Source organism: Comamonas jiangduensis, from assembly GCF_030162955.1.
Taxonomy (GTDB): domain Bacteria; phylum Pseudomonadota; class Gammaproteobacteria; order Burkholderiales; family Burkholderiaceae_C; genus Comamonas; species Comamonas jiangduensis.
In genome coordinates, this window is sequence record NZ_JARXOV010000001.1 from 91,640 (window position 1) to 108,883 (window position 17,244).

The window sequence follows — 17,244 nt, forward strand, 5'->3', positions numbered from 1 at the left end:
ATTCTTTCAAATCAAGCGCTGCCAGCTCTTATTTTTGCAGCGGTTTATTTCACCGGAATGGAGGTGCTGCGCGGCACGGGCACGGCCGCCACGCTGTTTTGGGGTGAACCCTCGATCACCCGGTCCGAATAGGTCATGTAGACCAGCGTGTTGCGCTTGGCGTCCACCATGCGCACCACGCGCAGGCGCTTGAACAGCAACGAGGTGCGCTCACTAAACACCTCTTCCTGCTGCCGGATGGGTGCGGCAAAGCTGACCGGGCCTGTGGCCTGGCAGCTGATGGAGGCCTCGGAGCGGTCTTCGGCCAGCCCCAGCCCGCCCTTGATGCCGCCCGTCTTGGCGCGCGAGACATAGCAGGTCACGCCCGCCACCTTGGGGTCGTCATAGGCGTCCACCACAATTTTGTGGTCAGGGCCGATGAACTTGAACACGGTGTCCACCGCTCCAATGGTTTCCGAGTCCGCTGCGGCATATCCGCAGCCCAGCAGGAGCAGGGCGCTGGCCACCCACAATCTTTGTGCTTTCATAACGCACAAGCATACGGCTTGCGCGCATGCTTTGCAGCGCCGTGATGCACCAGCACGGCTTGCAGGATTGCAGGCCCTGGCCTGCAGCAGGTGCCGCAGCAAGAGAAAATTGCGGTCTTGCTGTTCAGCGCCACTCCAAAGCCACGCCTTTGGGTGGGGCGCAGCGCGGCCTGTGCCCACAGGGCGTTGCTTTTATTCTGCTTTTTTCCATGTCCCGACTTTCTTCTGCGGCGCAGCCCACCGTATTGGCTGCGCCCGCTTTGCTGTTGATGGCCGTTGCCTGCGGCCTGTGCGCAGGTGGCAATTACTACAACCAGGCACTGCTGCACTCCATCGCTTTGTACTTTGGGGTGGACGATGCGGCGGCAGGCCTGTCGGTGACCGTCGCGCAGGTGGCCTATGCCGTGGGGCTGCTCTTGATTACCCCGCTGGGCGACAAGCTGGAGCGCCGCCGCATGGCCGTGGTGCTCATGTTGCTGGCGGCGGTCGGCCATGCCTTGGTGGGCTGGTCAGAGAGTTTTGCGGTGTTCATGGCGGGCACGCTGATGGCGGGGCTGTTTTCGGTGGCGGCGCAGGTGCTGTTGCCCATGGCAGCGGCCTTGGCCGCACCCGGTCATGCGGGGCGCAATGTGGGGCTGGTGCTCAGCGGTTTGCTGGTGGGTATCTTGCTCTCGCGCAGCGTAGCCGGTGGCTTGTCTGCCGTGGGTGACTGGCGGCTGGTGTACCAAGTCACCGCCGTCACCATGGTGCTGATGGCAATGGGCATGCGCAGCATCTTGCCCACTTCCCGCCACCCGCAGCCGTTGCCTTACGTGCACGTGCTGCGCTCCATGGGCCACCTGCTGCGCACCCAGCCGGCACTGCGGCTGCGCACCACCGCCAGTGCGCTGGCCTTTGCCTCGGTCAGCGTGATGTTTGCCACCATGGCGCTGGTGCTGTCGGCACAGCCTTTGCAACTGAGTGATGCACAGATTGGCTTGGTGGGGCTGGCGGGGGTGACCGGTGCACTGATTGCGCAAATGGCAGGCCGCTTGGCGGACCAAGGCCGTGGCAATGCGTTGCTGCGCTGGGGGGCGCTGACTTTGCTGCTGTCGTGGCTGCCGCTGTGGTGGGGGCAGGCTAATGTGTGGTGGTTTGTGGCCGGGGTGCTGGCGATGGACTTGGGCCTGCAAGCCGTCAATGTGACCAATCAGTCAAGCATCGCCAACTTGCTGCCGGATGCGCGCAGCCGCATGAATGCGGTCTATATGACGGGTTACTTTGCGGGTGCTTCTGCAGGCTCTGCCTTGGGGGTGTGGGCATGGAATGCAGCGGGATGGCTGGGCGCTTGCAGCATAGGCGCCGTGCTGGCCGCTTTGGCCGCCCTGAGCGTTTGGCGCGGCGTGCGCTGGAGCCAGCGCCAGGGACTGACTCAGGCAGCACCGGCGGCCTGAGCGCCGCAGTTCCCCTCTGCGTGCTTGGCCGTCACGGACTCTGAGTCAGGGACGTTGCGGCCACGTGTTCAATCCGGTTGCGGCCATGGTGCTTGGCGGCATACAGCTGCTGATCCACGGCATTCAGGAAATCGGTGTGCAGGGCCGCCTCGTCGGGCACCACGGTGCCCGCACCGATGCTGACGGTCACGCGCCGGTTGAACGGTGACAGTGCATGCACGATGGATTTTTTCTGGATCAGGCGCTGGCAACGCTCGGCCACCTTGTGCGCGACTTCGGCGTTGGCTCCGGGCAGCAGCACGATAAATTCCTCGCCGCCGTAGCGCGCCACCAGATCCCGGGGGCCGTCCAGTGCCAGACTCAGCATCTGGGCGATATCGATCAGGCAGCCATCGCCCTGGATGTGGCCGTACAGGTCGTTGTACTGCTTGAAGAAGTCCACATCGAAGAGCAGCACGGACAAGGGCTGCTGTTCGCGCTGCGCCTGCTCCCAGGCCGCTTCGAAGTGGGCATCAAAACTGCGGCGGTTGGCGATGTTGGTCAACCCATCCTTGAAGGACAGCACCTCCAGCTCCTTTTGCAGGCTCAGCAGCTTTTCCTCGGTTTTCTTGCGCTCGCTGATGTCGAACATGAAACCGACCAGCGCTTCTGCCTCACCTTGGCTGTTGCGCACCACGTGCACCACGTCGCGGATCCAGACGTAGCCGTTGTCCTTGGTCAGTGCCCGGTAGTCGGCCTCGTGGTCTATGCCCGCCTGCGACTGGGCCACGCAAAAATTCACCACCCGTTCGCGGTCGTCGGGGTGCATGCGCATGGCCCAGTCTTCCACGCTCACCCAGCTGTCGGCACTCCATCCCAGCAGTGCTTCGATCTGGGGCCCGATGTAGCTGAACTTCATTGAGGCCCAGTCAATCTTCCAGGGAATTGCCTTGGTCGACTCCAGCAGGGTCTTGTAGACGCCGTCATCGTTCTCGAAATTACCCACCTTGGACATATGCATTTCCTCTCCGGATCACTGCGGCGCCGTGTGTGTACCGCGAAGCAAGTTATGTGTGTAAATGTAGAGCATCTCGGCCGGTGCGCAACAGTCTGTAAGCGCTTGCCCGCTGAACGGTTGCTGTTACAGCGCATGGTTGGCCCATCAGGCAAAAAAAAATGGCTCCTCAAAGAGGAGCCATGCGCAGGCAATGCCGCGTGCAGATCAGGCTTTAGCCGCCTCTTGCACATGCTTGCGCAGGTGTTCGAGCGACTCCTCCACCTGGTCCACCAGCACCAGGCACAGGTCGCCCGGTTGCAGGCGGCTCAGTGCATGGTCGATGGCGATGAACTCACCGTGGATGTCGGTGCTGTAGCTGGTGCGCGTAGCGCCTTCCAGGCCCTTTTTCAGCAAGGCAATCACTTCACCGTCTTCGCGGCCACGCTGGCAGGCGTCTTGGTAGAGGATGACGTCGTCAAACGCAGCGCCCAGAATGCGGGTTTGCTCGATGATGTCCTGGTCACGGCGGTCACCGGCACCGCTGATGACCACGCTGCGGCGCTTGGCGGGGATGGCAGATACGGCCTGTGTCAGCGCGCGGATGGCGTCGGGGTTGTGACCGTAGTCGGCCACAATGGTCGCGCCCTTGTAATCCATCACATTGAAACGGCCTGGCGCATTGGCGGCATCGTTGTTGAACGAAGCCAAGCCGCGGCGAATGGTGTCCCACGGCAGGTCGGCGGCCCATGCGGCTCCCACAGAGGCCATGGCGTTGTCCACCTGAAAGCCAATCGTGCCGTTGCGCGTCAGCGGAATCTCAGCCAGCGCAATGCTTTCCTTGAATGCACCTTCGGCGCAGACGATGTGGCCGTCATCCACATACACCACGCGGTTGCCCTGGGCGCGGTGCGTGGCCATGACGTGGTGGTGGCGGTCAGCGCCAAAGTAGATGATCTTGCCTTGGCAGATATTGGCCATGGGCGCCACGTGCGGATCGATGGCATTCAGCACGGCGTAGCCCGTAGGCGCCACGTTTTGCACGATGACGCGCTTCAAGACCATCACGTCTTCCACGGTGGTGATGAAGTTCAGGCCCAGATGGTCACCTTCGCCCACGTTGGTCACCACGGCCACCTGGCAGCGGTCAAAGCCCAGCCCTTCGCGCAAGATGCCGCCGCGCGCGCATTCCAGAATGGCCGCGTCCACTTCGGGGTGGGCCAGTACATTGCGGGCACTCTTGGGGCCGGAGCAGTCACCGCTGTCGATCTGGCGGCCATTCACATACACGCCATCGGTGTTGGTCATGCCCACGCGCAGGCCTTGTGTGGCAAACAGGTGGCTGATCAAACGGGTGGTGGTGGTCTTGCCGTTGGTGCCCGTCACGGCCACCACGGGAATGCGACCATCTTCACCCGGGCCAAACAGCAGGTCGATCATGGGTGTGCCCACGTTGCGGGGCTTGCCAAACGAGGGGGCCAAATGCATGCGCAGGCCGGGCGCGGCGTTGACTTCCACAATGCCGCCGTTTTGCTCTTCCAGCGGTTTGAGCATGGTTTCGCACACCACGTCCACGCCGCAAATATCCAGGCCCACGCAAGCCGCCGCTTCAATGGCGCGGGCAGCAATGTCGGGGTGGACATCGTCCATCACGTCGGTGGCGCTGCCGCCGGTGGACAGGTTGGCGTTGTTGCGCAGCACCACACGCTGGCCTTGGGCCGGGATGGAATCGGGGGTCAGCCCTTCAGCAGCGATGCGGCCCAGGGCGATGTCGTCCAGGCGAATCTTGGTCAGTGCCGTGCCGTGGCCCGAGCCGCGGCGCGGGTCTTGGTTGACGATGTCCACCAGCTCCCGGATGGTGTGCTGGCCGTCGCCCAGCACCTGGGGCGGATCGCGGCGTGCCGCAGCCACCAAGTGGTCGCCCACCACCAGCAGGCGGAAGTCATGGCCGGGCAAGAAGCGCTCCACCATGACCACGGTGCCGAACTCCATGGAGGTGGCGTAGGCCTTTTCCAGCTGCTCGCGGGTGGTGATGTTGACCGTCACGCCCTTGCCCTGGTTGCCGTCCTGGGGTTTGACCACCACGGGCAGTCCCACTTCCAGCGCGACAGCCCAGGCATCTTCCACGTCCTTGACGGGGCGACCCATGGGCACGGGTACGCCGGCGGCGTGCAGCAGGCGCTTGGTCAGGTCTTTGTCCTGGGCAATCGATTCGGCGACAGAGCTGGTCTGGTCAACTTCCGCGGCCTGGAATTTGCGGGCTTTGCTGCCCCAGCCCAGTTGTACCAGGCTGCCTGCCGTCAAGCGGCGGAAAGGGATGCCGCGCGCAATCGCCGCGTTGAGCAGCGAGCCAGTAGAGGGGCCCACGCGTTCGTCTTCGTCGAGCGCGTGCAGCTCGGCAATCGCGGCTTTGGCGTCAAAGTCTGTATCGTTCAGCGCCGCGCGGATCAGCGCCTCGGCCAATGCCACGGCACGTTTGCCCACGGCTTCCTCGGTGTATTCCACCACCACCTGGTAGGTGCCGGTTTCCACGGTCTCGTGCGTGCGGCTGAAGGTGACGGGGCAACCGGCTTGCGCTTGCAGGGCCAAAGCCGCGGCTTCCAGGGCGTGGGCCAGGGACAAGGTGTTGTCCATGCCTTGGCCTTGCAGGCCGCCAATGGCCGGAAAACGGGCGCGCAGCTTGTCTTCAAAGCCGGGAATCAGCGTGAAATTCTGCTCCTCCGGGGTGCATTGCACGATGGATTCGATCGCAGTGTTGCGGCTCCAGAGGTTGGGGCCGCGCAGGGCGCGGGTGCGGGAAATTTCCATGGTCTGTCTTTCCGCCAACTTAATGGTCAAATTGGCATCTAACGTAGAGGTGACAAGCGCTGATAGCTATCTTTTAATTCATGCAGGCTGGTAATCAAATGTCTTGATACCGGCCGCAATCAATTCGGGGGAGATGTCCAGCGCCCACGCGGTGGCAATCGCCGCCAGCAAGGCCGAGGAGTCAGGCTCAAAACCATTGACGGGGCGCAGCGCCTCCAGCTTGCCCAAGGCGCGCTCGGTGCTGCCGTGCGCCAGCAGTACGTCGGTGCCGCTGAGCACAACGGCACGGCCACCGGCTTCGCGGTGGGCCAGCACCATGGCGCTCTTGGGGTCGTGGGTGTAGAACAGCACCTGGCCATCGCACAGGCGGGCCAGGTCTGCGGTGCGCTCATCGTCCGCGTTGAGCACGCCTGCGCCGTGGCTGAGCACCACATCAATCTGGGTGCGCATGACGCGGGTCATTTGCTCGGCTTCCAGCACATCGTGGTCAGTCAGTTGTTCAAAGCCATCCATATCGGTGACCACGCCGACTTGGCAGCGGTCATAGGCCAGGCCTTCTTCCAGGATAGAGCGGGCGGTGGTTTGAATGACGGCGGCTTCGGCCAGGCGGTTGACCAGCAGGCGGTGGGCGGCGTGCCAGTTGGTGTTGTCGCCCTTTTGCGTCAGGCGGCCTTCCAGGAAAGTGCCCTCGCTGCTGGCCACGCCGGTGCGTTTGCCGCTCAGCTGCAGCAACCAGCCCACCAAACGCGCGATGAAGGCGTTGTGGCGTGTGCCCGCAATGCCCACCACGGGAATGCGTGCGGCTTGGCCGTCGCTGTCACCGTCGGTGGTGGGGAACAGGTGCTCCACAATCGCTTGGCCCACGGGGCGCGCCACGCCCACGCTGGGTTTGAGGTGCATCAACAGACCGGGGCCGCCGTTGACTTCCAAAATCGCACCGCCTTGGGCTTGCAACGGCTGGGTGATGTCGTGGCACACCAGGTCGACGCCTGCAATATCCAGCCCCACCACCTTGGCCGACAAGGCGGCCATGTAGGCAGTTTCTGGGTGCACCGCATCGGTGCAGTCCACGGTGACCACCTTGGCGCGCGGGTTGGGGCCGCCTTCGGGGTATTCGCCGCGCGAGGCCGCCACCATCTTGCCGCCCACAATCAGCAGGCGGTGTACGTGGCCAGGAATGTGGCGCTCCACCATCACGTAGCGCGTGAGCTTGCGCGCTTCGTCATAGGCGGCGCGCACTTCGGCTTCGGTGCTCAGGTTGACGCCCACGCCTTGGCCTTTGTTGGAGTTATAGGGTTTGACCGTGACGGGCAGGCCCATGTAGTCAGCCTCTTCCCAGGCGTGGTCGGCGGACTTCACCAGCTCCCACTCGGGCACGGGCACGCCACAGGCTTTGATGAGTTGTTTGCTCAGGTCTTTGTCTTCAGCAATGCCAAAGCCAATCGCGCTGGTCTTGTCGGTCTCGGTGCTCCAGATGCGGCGCTGCGCGGCGCCATAGCCCAGCTGCACCAGATTGCCGTCGTTCAGGCGGATGCAGGGAATACGGCGTTCTGCGGCGGCATTGACGATGCTGGCGGTGCTGGGGCCGAGGTAGCGGTTTTCGATCTCGGCTTTGATGGCTTGCACGGCGGCAGGCACATCAAAAGGCAGGTCGTTGATGGCCGCCATGATGAGCGCATGGCCTTGCTGCAGGGCCACGTGGGCCACCGATTCTTCGGGGCAGCGGAACACCATCCGGTAGACGCCGTGCTGCGACACCGAGCGGGTCTGGCCAAATTCGGCCGGCATGCCGGCCATGTTCAGCAACTCGATGATGGTGTGCTCCAGCACATGGCCGCACCAGGTGCCATCGCGCAGCCGCTCCAAAAAGCCCCCGCGGTGACCCACGCCACAATGGTGCTCCATCAGGCCGGGCAACCACGCCGTCAGGCGGGGGGTAAAGCCCTCGATCTTGTTGGACGGGTAGTCTTCCAACTCGCCCAGGTCCAACCACACTTCAAGAACTGGACGGTAAGTCCAGACGCTGGGGCCACGCAGGTAGGTGGTACGAAGCAGTTGGATGTCTTTGAATGTCGCCATGAATATCAGCGTTGAAGTGAAAGGCTGGGGTCAAAGGCCACAGTCCGGAAATGAAGGGCTATTGTGTGCAGCAGGTAAAGCCAAGGCTGTTTGTCAGCCAAACTCACCCTTGATGCGTTCAAGGGAGTAGCTCCTACTTGGGTGTGCTGTGTTCTTGCAGAGAATACGCCATACCCCCACCCTTTGGCAGTGTGGCCAACGCTGGGTTCTAACGATTCAACATGCAACATCACCATCCTGTAGATACCTCTGGTGTCTTCAATGGCCCTTTGGGGGCTGAACTGCGAGCGCAACTCGCACCCCATGAAAACGTGCAAGCAGCCCTGGCGGTTGACTTGACGGTCTCGCTGCGCTTTGCACCCGGGGTGCTGGCGCTGACCGAAACCCGTATTGTGGGCAAAGATGCGGACAGTGAGTGGCTAAGTTGGCCTTTGACTGCAGATTTACAGTTGCGGCTGATAGACCACGCTGGCGTAGGCACGCTGGAGTTGCATGACAGCCACCAGCGCTTGGCCTTGTGGCGCTTTACCCTCAACCAGCAGCCGCAGGTGCTGCGCTTTTTGCAGCGTTTTGAGCAGTTGCGCGATGCCACTGCTGCTGGCACCTTGGCGCAAGCACTGGTGCAGGTGGATGAAAGCCGCTGCAGCGTGTGCAGCGAAATTTTGCCCCCCGACAGTGACGAGTGCCCCGCCTGCGCACGCCAAGCCGGGCCCAAAACCTCGACCTGGGTGTTGCTGCGCATTGGTCGTTTTGCCAAGCCTTACAAGGGTTTGCTGATTCTGGGCTTTGTGCTGACGCTGCTGTCCACCGCTGCCACCTTGGTGCCGCCTTATCTGACGATTCCGCTGATGGATGACATCCTCATCCCCTACCAAAGCGGCACGCCGATTGATCCGTGGCTGGTGTCCCTGTGCTTGGGTGGCTTGCTGCTGTCAGCGCTGCTGGCCTGGGGCTTGGGCTGGGCGCGCACCTGGGTGATGGCCAAGGTGTCCGAGCGCATTGGCGCCGACATGCGCACCACCACCTACGCCCACATGATGAAGCAGTCGCTGGAGTACTTTGGCGGCAAGCGCACGGGCGATTTGATGAGCCGTATCAGTGCCGACACGGACCGCATCAACATGTTTCTGTCGCTGTACGCGCTGGATTTTGTGACCGACGTGATCATGATCGTCATGACGGCCGTGATCTTGGCATCCATCAACCCGTGGCTGGCGCTGGTGACCTTGGTGCCGCTGCCATTCATTGCCTGGCTGATTCAAAAAGTGCGTGGCCGCCTGAGCGTGGGCTTTGACCGCATCAGCCGTGTCTGGGCGGATGTGACCAATGTGCTGTCAGACACCATTCCGGGCGTGCGCGTGGTCAAGGCGTTTGCGCAGGAAGAGCACGAAATCGAGCGTTTTCGCCAAGCCAACGTACGCAATCTGGAGGTCAATGACCGGGTGAACAAGGTCTGGTCGCTGTTCTCGCCCACCGTGGGTCTGATGACCGAAATCGGACTGCTGGTGGTCTGGGGTTTCGGTATCTGGCTGGTCTCGAACGACCAGATCACCGTCGGCGTGCTCTCGGCCTTTATTGCCTATATCGGGCGTTTCTACACACGGCTGGACTCCATGAGCCGGATTGTGAACATTACGCAAAAAGCGGCGGCCGGGGCCAAGCGCATTTTTGATGTGCTGGATCAGGTCAGCAGCGTGCCAGAGCCGACCAACCCCGTGCAGCTGCCGCAGCCGGTGAAGGGTCGCATCTCGTTGCACGATGTGGGCTTCCGCTATGGCAGTCGCCAGGTGATCCGCAATTTGAATTTGGACATTCAGCCGGGCGAGATGATCGGTCTGGTGGGCCATAGTGGCTCGGGCAAGAGCACCTTGGTCAATTTGATTAACCGCTTTTACGACGTGACTGAAGGCAGCATTCAGCTCGATGGTGTGGATGTGCGCCGCTTGGCGGTGGCAGATTACCGCCGCAATATTGGTCTGGTGCTGCAAGAGCCTTTCTTGTTCTTCGGCACCGTGGCGGAAAACATTGCCTATGGCAAACCGAATGCCACACGTGCCGAGATCGTGGCGGCGGCGCGCGCCGCCCATGCGCACGAGTTCATCCTGCGCCTGCCGCACGGCTATGACTCGGTGGTAGGTGAGCGTGGCCAGGGCCTGTCGGGCGGTGAGCGCCAGCGCATCAGCATTGCGCGAGCACTGTTGATTGACCCGCGCTTGCTGATCTTGGATGAGGCCACTTCAGCAGTCGACACCGAGACGGAAAAGGAAATCCAAAAAGCGCTGGATAACCTGGTGCAAGGGCGCACCACGATCGCGATTGCCCACCGCCTTTCCACATTGCGAAAAGCCGACCGTCTGGTGGTGATGGACCGGGGCGAGATTGTGGAAGTCGGCCCGCACGACGCACTCATGGCTGCCAAGGGCGCTTACTGGCGCCTGTACGAAGCCCAAGCCCGCCGTGCCGAGGAAGATGCGCAAGCCGCAGGCCTGACCCTGGCGGCGCATGAAGGAGAGAAAGTATGAACGCCACCGCGCTCCAGCTGAGCCGCAACTCCCATGGCCGTTTGTGCCTGACGCTGCCCAACGGCACCGTACATGAGGGGCTGACCCCCGTGCGGGCGTTCCCCATCGAAGCGCCTGAAGAAGCGATTTCTTTGGTGGGCGGCGATGGCAAAGAGGTGTGCTGGATTGCCCAGCTCAGCGAGGTACCCGCTGCCGCGCGCCAGTTGCTCGACGAAGAATTTGCGGTGCGTGAGTTTGTCCCCGAGGTGCAGCGCATTGAAGCCATTGATGCCATCTCGGTGCCCAGCGTCTGGACTGTCATGACCGACAAAGGGCCTGCGCAACTGGGCTTGAAGGCCGAGGAAGACATCCGCAAACTGCAGGGCCACCACCATTTGCTCATCACCAGCCGCGACGGGGTGCAATACCGGATTACCGATGCACGCAAACTGGACCGCCAGTCGCAAAAGTTCTTGGAGCTGTTTTTGTAAGGCGCGTAAGTGCTTGATTGGGCTTGAAAATGTCAGGTGTGGCGCGGGGCAGAAAAAAAGATGAAAATTTCTCTCAAGTTCTGTTGCAGTCTGCCGATAAAGAGGACGGAACCAATTCCTGTCGCTGTGTTTGACCGTTAACCGAGGGCCCCACCATGCAAATCCCACCTGTAGACCGTAACCCTATCCAGTGGACGAATACCCAAGGTGCCAATTTGTATTCCACGGGTGCCTCGGGGCCAGCCGCCATTCGCCCGGTGCATGCGGTGAATGCGGTGGAGTCCACCGACCAGCTGGGCGAGGGCGTCACGGTCACCATCAAAAATCCTGAAAGGCCCACCGACAAAAGCGTGCAAGATCGCGATTGGACCGAAGTGCAGGCCAAGCAGATCAAGGAAGAAGAAAAACAGCCGCCCAAAGAGCCCATCTACAAAGAGCTGATTGAGCACATCCAGTCCATGTGGCGCGCCAGCGCGATGGCGGTGGAGGCGGCCCAGGAAGCCCAGAAGGTGGACCAGCAAGAGCGCAATATGCTGCTGGTGCGCAATGAGCCGCTGACGTACGACGAGCCCAAGGTCAAGCGTACCGGCGGTTTGTAAGCAACCTTGCGAGCGACAAAAAAAGCCACCCGCAGGTGGCTTTTTTCATGAGACCAAATTTTGTGGCTCAGCGGGCACGGTTGGCAATGCCGCTGCTGACATGCCCGGCAGGCACGTGGGCGCTGGCCGATTGCACATGGCCGGTTTGGTCGTCAAAAAAGAAGTCGGGCGCAAATTCGCGCAGGAATTCGCCTTTGGAGAGGCCGCCGAGGAACATGGCCTCGTCCACCTCAATCTGCCAGTCCATCAGCGTGCGAATGGCGCGTTCGTGTGCCGGGGCGCTGCGCGCGGTGACCAGGGCAGTGCGCAAGCGCATGCCGCCCGTGGCGCCTTGGCCAGCGGCTTGCTGCAGACGGTGCAGGGCCACCAGCAAGGGTTTGAAAGGGCCGTCCGGCAGCGGCAGGGCCACGTGTTCCACTTCGTGGCGCAAAAAAGCATCCAGCCCTTGCGACTGGTAGACGCGCTCGGCCTCGTCAGAAAACAGCACGGCGTCGCCGTCAAATGCGATGCGCACCTCCTGCGGGTGGGCGTTGCTGGCGTCGGCCGATTCGGTCACCACCCGCGCAGCCGGGTAGCCCAGGCCCAGCGCTTCGGTCACATCCTCGGCGTTGGCCGAGAGAAACAGGTGCGCGCCCAGTGGCCGCAGATAGCCGAAGGGGTCGCGCCCCTGCGTGAAGACGCCGCGCTGGATGCTGTCCAGCCCGTGGGCTTTGGCGCTGCGAAACACGCGCATGCCGCTGACCGGGTCGTTGCGCGAGAGCACTACCACCTCCACGCGGCGCTGGCCATCTTGGTTGAAGGCCAGCAGCTTGCGCACCAAAGGCAGGGCCACGCCGGGCGCGGCAGGAACATCCAGCCGCTCGCGTTGCAGCTGCACATAGGCGCCCGGGTCTTGCTCAAACAACTGGTTTTCCGCTTCAAAGTTGAACAGGGCGCGCGAGGAGATGGCGACGACGAGTTGGTCTTGCAGCGAAGTGGCCATGGAGGATGGGGTTTAGGTGGATGGAACAGCTTGCGCGGCAATCTCCAGACTGCGCAGGCGCAAAGCCGGATCGTACACATCGCTGACCAAAATCAGCTCATCGGCCTCGGTGGCTTCCTGGATGCGCACAAAGCCTGCGCGCACGGTGTCGGGGCTGCCCACCACGGACATGGCCAAAAAGTCGCGGATGGCGGCTTGCTCACGCGGGCCGATGCTGTCCATAAACTCGGCGATGGGCGCTGGCAGCTTGCCGCGCTGGCCGGTCAAGATGCCCAGCACGCGCTGCTCGGTACTGCTGGCCAAGAACTGGGCTTCTGCGTCCGTCGGGGCGGCCACCACGGGCACCCCTACCATCACATAGGGCTTGGCCAGGGTGGCCGAGGGGCGAAACAGCTGGCGGTACAGCGCAATCGCCTGGTGCAAAAAGCGCGGTGCAAAGTGCGAGGCAAAGGCGTAGGGCAAGCCCTTCATGGCCGCCAGCTGGGCCGAGAACAGGCTGGAGCCCAGCAGCCAGATGGGGATGTGGGTGTCTGTGCCTGGCGTGGCGCTGATGCGGGCATGCGGGTCGGCCGGGCCCAGCAGGCGCTGCAGCTCGGCCACGTCACGGGGGAAGTCTTCCTCCGTCTCGACACGGTCGCGGCGCAGGGCGCGCATGGTGGCGCCGTCCGTGCCGGGCGCGCGGCCCAGGCCCAGGTCAATGCGGCCGGGGTACAGCTCGGCCAGCGTGCCAAAGGCTTCGGCCACGACCAGCGGTGCATGGTTGGGCAGCATGATGCCGCCCGAGCCCACGCGGATGCGCTCGGTCTTGCCGGCAATATGCCCAATCAGCACGGCAGTGGCCGAGCTGGCAATGCCCGGCATGTTGTGGTGTTCGGCCAGCCAGTAGCGGGTAAAGCCCAGCGCTTCGGCTTTTTGGGCGGTTTGCACGGCCAGATCCAGCGCTTGGCGCGTGGTGCCGCCTTCGCGCACGGCCACCAGGTCCAGCATGGAAAGCTTGGGGGTTTTGAAAGGCATAGAACACGTTCTCCCGACGATGGCTCTTGAAATGAAAGCGGCTAGTGCTTGTGGGTATTGGTTTTCAGCACTAAATGGCTGCGAAAACCAATGATTTCAAGCGCAAGCAGCTCACTTTTTTTGCATGGCGCGTGCAGTGACCGCTTTTTTGCTGATGATGGCCACGAGCACGGCCCAGGCCACAGCCACCGCAGCCACGCCCCAGTGCTGCTCGCCCAGTTCCATAGCGATGATGGTCAGCGGCAAGGCAATCAGCGCCCCCAAGCGGATAAAGCGCTGCAGCAGCACGGTGCTCAGGCGGTCACGCAAGACCAGCAACGCGATCACACTGACCACGGCCAAAAAACTGATGTAGAGAAAAGCATCGCCACCATACGGAGTGGCCCAAGTACGCAGAGATTCAAGCATGCGCACATTGTGCGGCAGAGCCGTTTTCCCCGGTCGCGGCAAAGCCTTGTGGGGCCCAGGTAATCTGGGCAACCAGGCGAATTAGGCCAGCGCCTGCAAGGCCGCGGCGTGCGCCTTCCACGGCAGCTGTTGCCACTGGCCAAAGCCTGGGGCGGGCAGTTGCCAGTCTGGCGCGCTGGGCTGGGCGTGGCCGTAGCGCAGCAGCCATTGCACGCAGCGGATCACCCCCGCATGCGTGACCCACACCACATCGCGCGTGCCCAGGCGGCTGTCGTGCTGCCAACTCTCGACCAGTGCGCTGCGCACGCGCGCCAGCATGGTGGCCAGGCTCTCGCCGTCGCCAGGGGCATGGGCATACAGGTCTTGGGACCAGGCGTCGACGGCGGCGCGGCCAATGTCGTTCCACGACTGCCCTTCCCAGCGGCCGAAATCCATTTCCTGCAAACGTGCATCCATACTCAAAAATGCCTCTGGCGCTTGCAGGGAAAGCGCAAGCTGCTCACATCTTTGCAAGGGAGAGTGGCGCACCATGGCGCCGCCTGGCATGGCTGCGGCAAAGCGCATGCCCGCTTGCAGCGTGGCGCTGGGGTCAGCCGGTACATCCAGCTGGCCGTAGCACACGCCGGGGGCAATCAGCGGTTGGGCATGGCGCAGCAGCCACAGTGATGCCTGGGCCATGGCTTAGATTACATAGGGGGCCAGCAGCAGCCCGCAGACCACATACATGGCCAGTTCACACACTTGCTGGGTGGCGCCTAGGCAATCACCCGTCATGCCGCCCAAGCGGCGCTCAAAGCGCCAGCCCATGTAGCTGGTGACCACGGCAGCCGTCAGCAGCAGGGCCCACACCGTGGTCCAGCCCAGATACACCGAGACAGCGGCCAGCGCAGGCAGGCACCACAGCATGCCCGTGGCAACGCCGCCCCAGGTCAGTGGTGTGCCCGCAATGTGCAGGGTTTTGGAGGCCGCCGGCTTGCTGACATGCGGCAGCACACGCATCAGCACCAGGGGCGCACCGCGCGAGAGCACGTGCACGCCGCACAGCAGCAGCGCCGCAGCGGCCACGTCAATCTGCACCAGCAAGGCCACGCACACCACCTTGGTCAGCAGCCCCATGCACAGCGCCATCACCCCGTAGGAGCCCAGGCGCGAGTCTTTCATCACCTCCAGCGCACGCTCAGCGGGCAGGTGGCCGCCCAGGCCATCGGCCACATCGGCCAGCCCATCTTCGTGAAAACCGCCGGTGATTGCCAGCGTGGCCAAGGTGCTGAGCGCGGCCGCCATCCACGGCAGCATGGGGTGCGTGGCCAGTGCGTAATTGCAAGCCAGCACCACGGCAGCGGCTGCCAGCCCCACCAGCCAGCCCACGCCCGGCAAATGCGCCGCGCTGGCGCGCTGCATGGCAGGGCTCCAGCCCACCCAAGCCGCCAGCCGCCCCGTCACCGGAATGCGGCTGAAGAATTGCACGGCCAGTAAAAAGTGGCGAAGCGCTTGCATGGTTGCTTAAAAAGTAGAGCTGCTAGCGCTTGCCAGATAAGCGCTAGCAGTCAAAAAGGCTGAAAACTTTATTTCAAGAACAGCTGGTAGGCTGGATTGTGGGTTTCTTCCACCCAGGGGTAGCCCAGTTGCTTGAGGAAGGTGTCGAACTTCTTGCTGTCCTTGGCGGGTACCTGCATGCCCACCAGAATGCGGCCGTAGTCCGCGCCCTGGTTGCGGTAGTGAAACAGCGAGATATTCCAGGTCGGCGCCATCAGGCTCAAAAACTTGAACAGCGCGCCCGGCCGCTCGGGGAAGACAAAGCGCAGCAGCCGCTCGTCCTGCGCCAGGGGCGAATGGCCGCCCACCATGTGGCGCAGGTGCTCTTTGGCCATCTCGTCAAATGTCAGGTCGATCGCTTCAAAGCCGTTTTTCTGGAAGTTCTTGCAGATCTTCTCGCTCTCGCCCTTGGTGGGCGTGGTCAGGCCGACAAAGACGTGGGCCTTGTTCTCGTGGCTGATGCGGTAGTTGAACTCCGTCACACTGCGGGGGCCGCCGGGAAGCTTGCCCACCACTTCGCAAAAGCGCTTGAAGCTGCCGCGCTCTTCCGGAATGGTCACGCCAAACAGAGCTTCGCGCTCTTCCCCCACCTCGGCGCGCTCGGCCACAAAGCGCAGGCGATCAAAGTTCATGTTGGCGCCGCACAAAATGGCGGCGTAGGTCTCGCCCTTGGTCTTGTGCTTGGCCACGTACTGCTTGATGGCCGCCACAGCCAGCGCGCCGGAGGGCTCGACGATGGAGCGCGTGTCCACAAAAATGTCTTTGATAGCGGCGCACACCTGGTCGGTATCGACCTCGATGTAGTCATCGACCAGGCCCTGGGCCACGCGGAAGGTTTCTTCGCCCACCAGCTTGACGGCCGTGCCATCGGAGAATAGGCCCACATCCGCCAGCTCCACCCGCTCGCCCGCCTTGATGGACTGCAGCATGGCGTTGCTGTCTTTGGTCTGCACGCCAATTACCTTGATATCGGGGCGCACGGCCTTGATGTAGTTGGCCACGCCGCTGATCAGGCCGCCCCCGCCAATCGCCACAAACACCGCATGCAGATCGCGGCTGCCCAGCTTTTGCAGCTGGCTCAGCATTTCCATGGCAATCGTGCCCTGGCCGGCGATGACGTCGGGGTCGTCAAAGGGGTGGATAAACGTCAGGCCTTCGGCTTTTTGCAGCTTCACGGCGTGCTTGTAGGCATCGGAGTAGCTGTCTCCGGCCAGCACCACTTCGCCACCCAGGGCGGCGACCGCGTCAATCTTGACCTGCGGCGTGGTGGTCGGCATCACGATCACCGCGCGGCAGCCCAGCTTTTTGGCGCCCAATGCCACGCCCTGAGCGTGGTTGCCTGCGGAGGCACAAATCACGCCCTTGGCCAGTTGGTCTTTGGTCAGGTGTGCCATCTTGTTGTACGCGCCGCGCAGCTTGAAGCTGAACACGGGCTGCTGATCCTCGCGCTTGAGCAGCACCTTGTTGTGCAGGCGGCGGCTGAGGTTCTTGGCAATGTCCAGATCCGATTCCACAGCGACGTCATAGACGCGGGCATTCAGGATTTTGGTGAGGTAGTCAAAGGGGGTGAGTGTCTTTTGCGCAGTCATACAGCGGCCATCCAAATGGGTGCAGGGGCCTTGCTAGAGGGCCTGCACAAGCCCTCCATCATAGGCATATGCCTTGTGTACCACCCATGTTCATGCTGCAGCGGCGCCATCGCGGGCAAAAAAAAGCCCCGAGCCGCGAGGGCTTGGGGCTGAATCCACCGTTAGAGGAGGTGGAGGAGACAATGGGTGCGCTACAGTTTGGGCTGTGGTGTGTCGCTTGCCGGGCAAACGATTAACGCGAGTTTGGGATTGTACGCGGATTTTGCTGCGTTGCAACAAGATTTCAATGTTTTCTGAAATTCCA

At 62.5% G+C, this 17,244-nt stretch carries 14 protein-coding genes; 4 read left to right on the forward strand and 10 right to left on the reverse strand.

Annotated elements, in window-relative coordinates; all coding sequences use genetic code 11:
- Window positions 1-44 precede the first annotated feature (44 nt).
- Window positions 45-527 carry a CreA family protein gene (locus QEP12_RS00390; protein ID WP_174863495.1) on the reverse strand — a complete coding sequence of 161 codons (483 nt, stop codon included), beginning with the start codon at window positions 525-527 and terminating at the stop codon, window positions 45-47.
- Window positions 528-736: 209 nt separating this feature from the next.
- Between QEP12_RS00390 and QEP12_RS00395 the strand changes: the two genes are divergently transcribed.
- Entirely contained in the window at window positions 737-1,960 is a 1,224-nt protein-coding gene (locus QEP12_RS00395; RefSeq protein ID WP_284213013.1) for an MFS transporter, read from the forward strand.
- 31 nt (window positions 1,961-1,991) lie between these two features.
- Here QEP12_RS00395 and QEP12_RS00400 read toward each other — a convergent pair whose 3' ends face one another.
- The 3 genes from QEP12_RS00400 to QEP12_RS00410 all read right to left on the reverse strand — a co-directional run bounded on the left by QEP12_RS00400 (window position 1,992) and on the right by QEP12_RS00410 (window position 7,820).
- The gene (locus tag QEP12_RS00400) at window positions 1,992-2,954 is read right to left on the reverse strand and encodes a sensor domain-containing diguanylate cyclase (RefSeq protein ID WP_284213146.1); all 963 of its coding nucleotides are present in this window, start codon (window positions 2,952-2,954) and stop codon (window positions 1,992-1,994) included.
- Between the two features lie 207 nt (window positions 2,955-3,161).
- Window positions 3,162-5,741 carry a cyanophycin synthetase gene (cphA, locus tag QEP12_RS00405; RefSeq protein ID WP_284213014.1) on the reverse strand — a complete coding sequence of 860 codons (2,580 nt, stop codon included), beginning with the start codon at window positions 5,739-5,741 and terminating at the stop codon, window positions 3,162-3,164.
- A 78-nt stretch (window positions 5,742-5,819) separates the two neighbouring features.
- Entirely contained in the window at window positions 5,820-7,820 is a 2,001-nt protein-coding gene (locus QEP12_RS00410; RefSeq protein WP_284213015.1) for a cyanophycin synthetase family protein, read from the reverse strand.
- A gap of 221 nt (window positions 7,821-8,041) precedes the next feature.
- Here QEP12_RS00410 and QEP12_RS00415 point away from each other — a divergent pair, with 221 nt between their 5' ends.
- The 3 genes from QEP12_RS00415 to QEP12_RS00425 all read left to right on the forward strand — a co-directional run bounded on the left by QEP12_RS00415 (window position 8,042) and on the right by QEP12_RS00425 (window position 11,411).
- Window positions 8,042-10,342, forward strand: a complete 2,301-nt coding sequence (locus QEP12_RS00415; protein WP_219162904.1) for a cyanophycin metabolism-associated ABC transporter — start codon at window positions 8,042-8,044, stop codon at window positions 10,340-10,342.
- Window positions 10,339-10,812 (forward strand): cyanophycin metabolism-associated DUF1854 family protein, encoded by a 474-nt coding sequence (locus QEP12_RS00420; protein WP_284213016.1) that lies wholly within the window; start codon window positions 10,339-10,341, stop codon window positions 10,810-10,812. The genes QEP12_RS00415 and QEP12_RS00420 overlap by 4 nt, the downstream gene beginning before the upstream one ends.
- A gap of 155 nt (window positions 10,813-10,967) precedes the next feature.
- A complete protein-coding gene (locus QEP12_RS00425; RefSeq protein ID WP_219162902.1) occupies window positions 10,968-11,411 on the forward strand; it encodes a hypothetical protein in 444 nt (147 codons plus the stop codon).
- 67 nt (window positions 11,412-11,478) lie between these two features.
- On the opposite strand, the gene QEP12_RS00430 is transcribed toward QEP12_RS00425, so the two are convergent.
- From QEP12_RS00430 to ilvA, 6 genes are all read right to left on the reverse strand, one after another.
- A complete protein-coding gene (locus QEP12_RS00430) occupies window positions 11,479-12,393 on the reverse strand; it encodes a 5'-nucleotidase (RefSeq protein WP_284213017.1) in 915 nt (304 codons plus the stop codon).
- A gap of 12 nt (window positions 12,394-12,405) precedes the next feature.
- Window positions 12,406-13,407 carry an LLM class flavin-dependent oxidoreductase gene (locus QEP12_RS00435; RefSeq protein WP_284213018.1) on the reverse strand — a complete coding sequence of 334 codons (1,002 nt, stop codon included), beginning with the start codon at window positions 13,405-13,407 and terminating at the stop codon, window positions 12,406-12,408.
- 111 nt (window positions 13,408-13,518) lie between these two features.
- Window positions 13,519-13,815 (reverse strand): hypothetical protein, encoded by a 297-nt coding sequence (locus QEP12_RS00440; RefSeq protein WP_284213019.1) that lies wholly within the window; start codon window positions 13,813-13,815, stop codon window positions 13,519-13,521.
- Between the two features lie 81 nt (window positions 13,816-13,896).
- The gene (locus QEP12_RS00445) at window positions 13,897-14,493 is read right to left on the reverse strand and encodes a histidine phosphatase family protein (protein ID WP_284213020.1); all 597 of its coding nucleotides are present in this window, start codon (window positions 14,491-14,493) and stop codon (window positions 13,897-13,899) included.
- A 3-nt stretch (window positions 14,494-14,496) separates the two neighbouring features.
- Window positions 14,497-15,312 (reverse strand): adenosylcobinamide-GDP ribazoletransferase, encoded by an 816-nt coding sequence (locus QEP12_RS00450; protein ID WP_174863488.1) that lies wholly within the window; start codon window positions 15,310-15,312, stop codon window positions 14,497-14,499.
- Window positions 15,313-15,380: 68 nt separating this feature from the next.
- Window positions 15,381-16,940: a threonine ammonia-lyase, biosynthetic gene (ilvA, locus tag QEP12_RS00455; protein WP_174863487.1), complete on the reverse strand. Its 1,560-nt coding sequence runs from the start codon at window positions 16,938-16,940 to the stop codon at window positions 15,381-15,383.
- Between the last annotated feature and the right edge of the window lie 304 nt (window positions 16,941-17,244).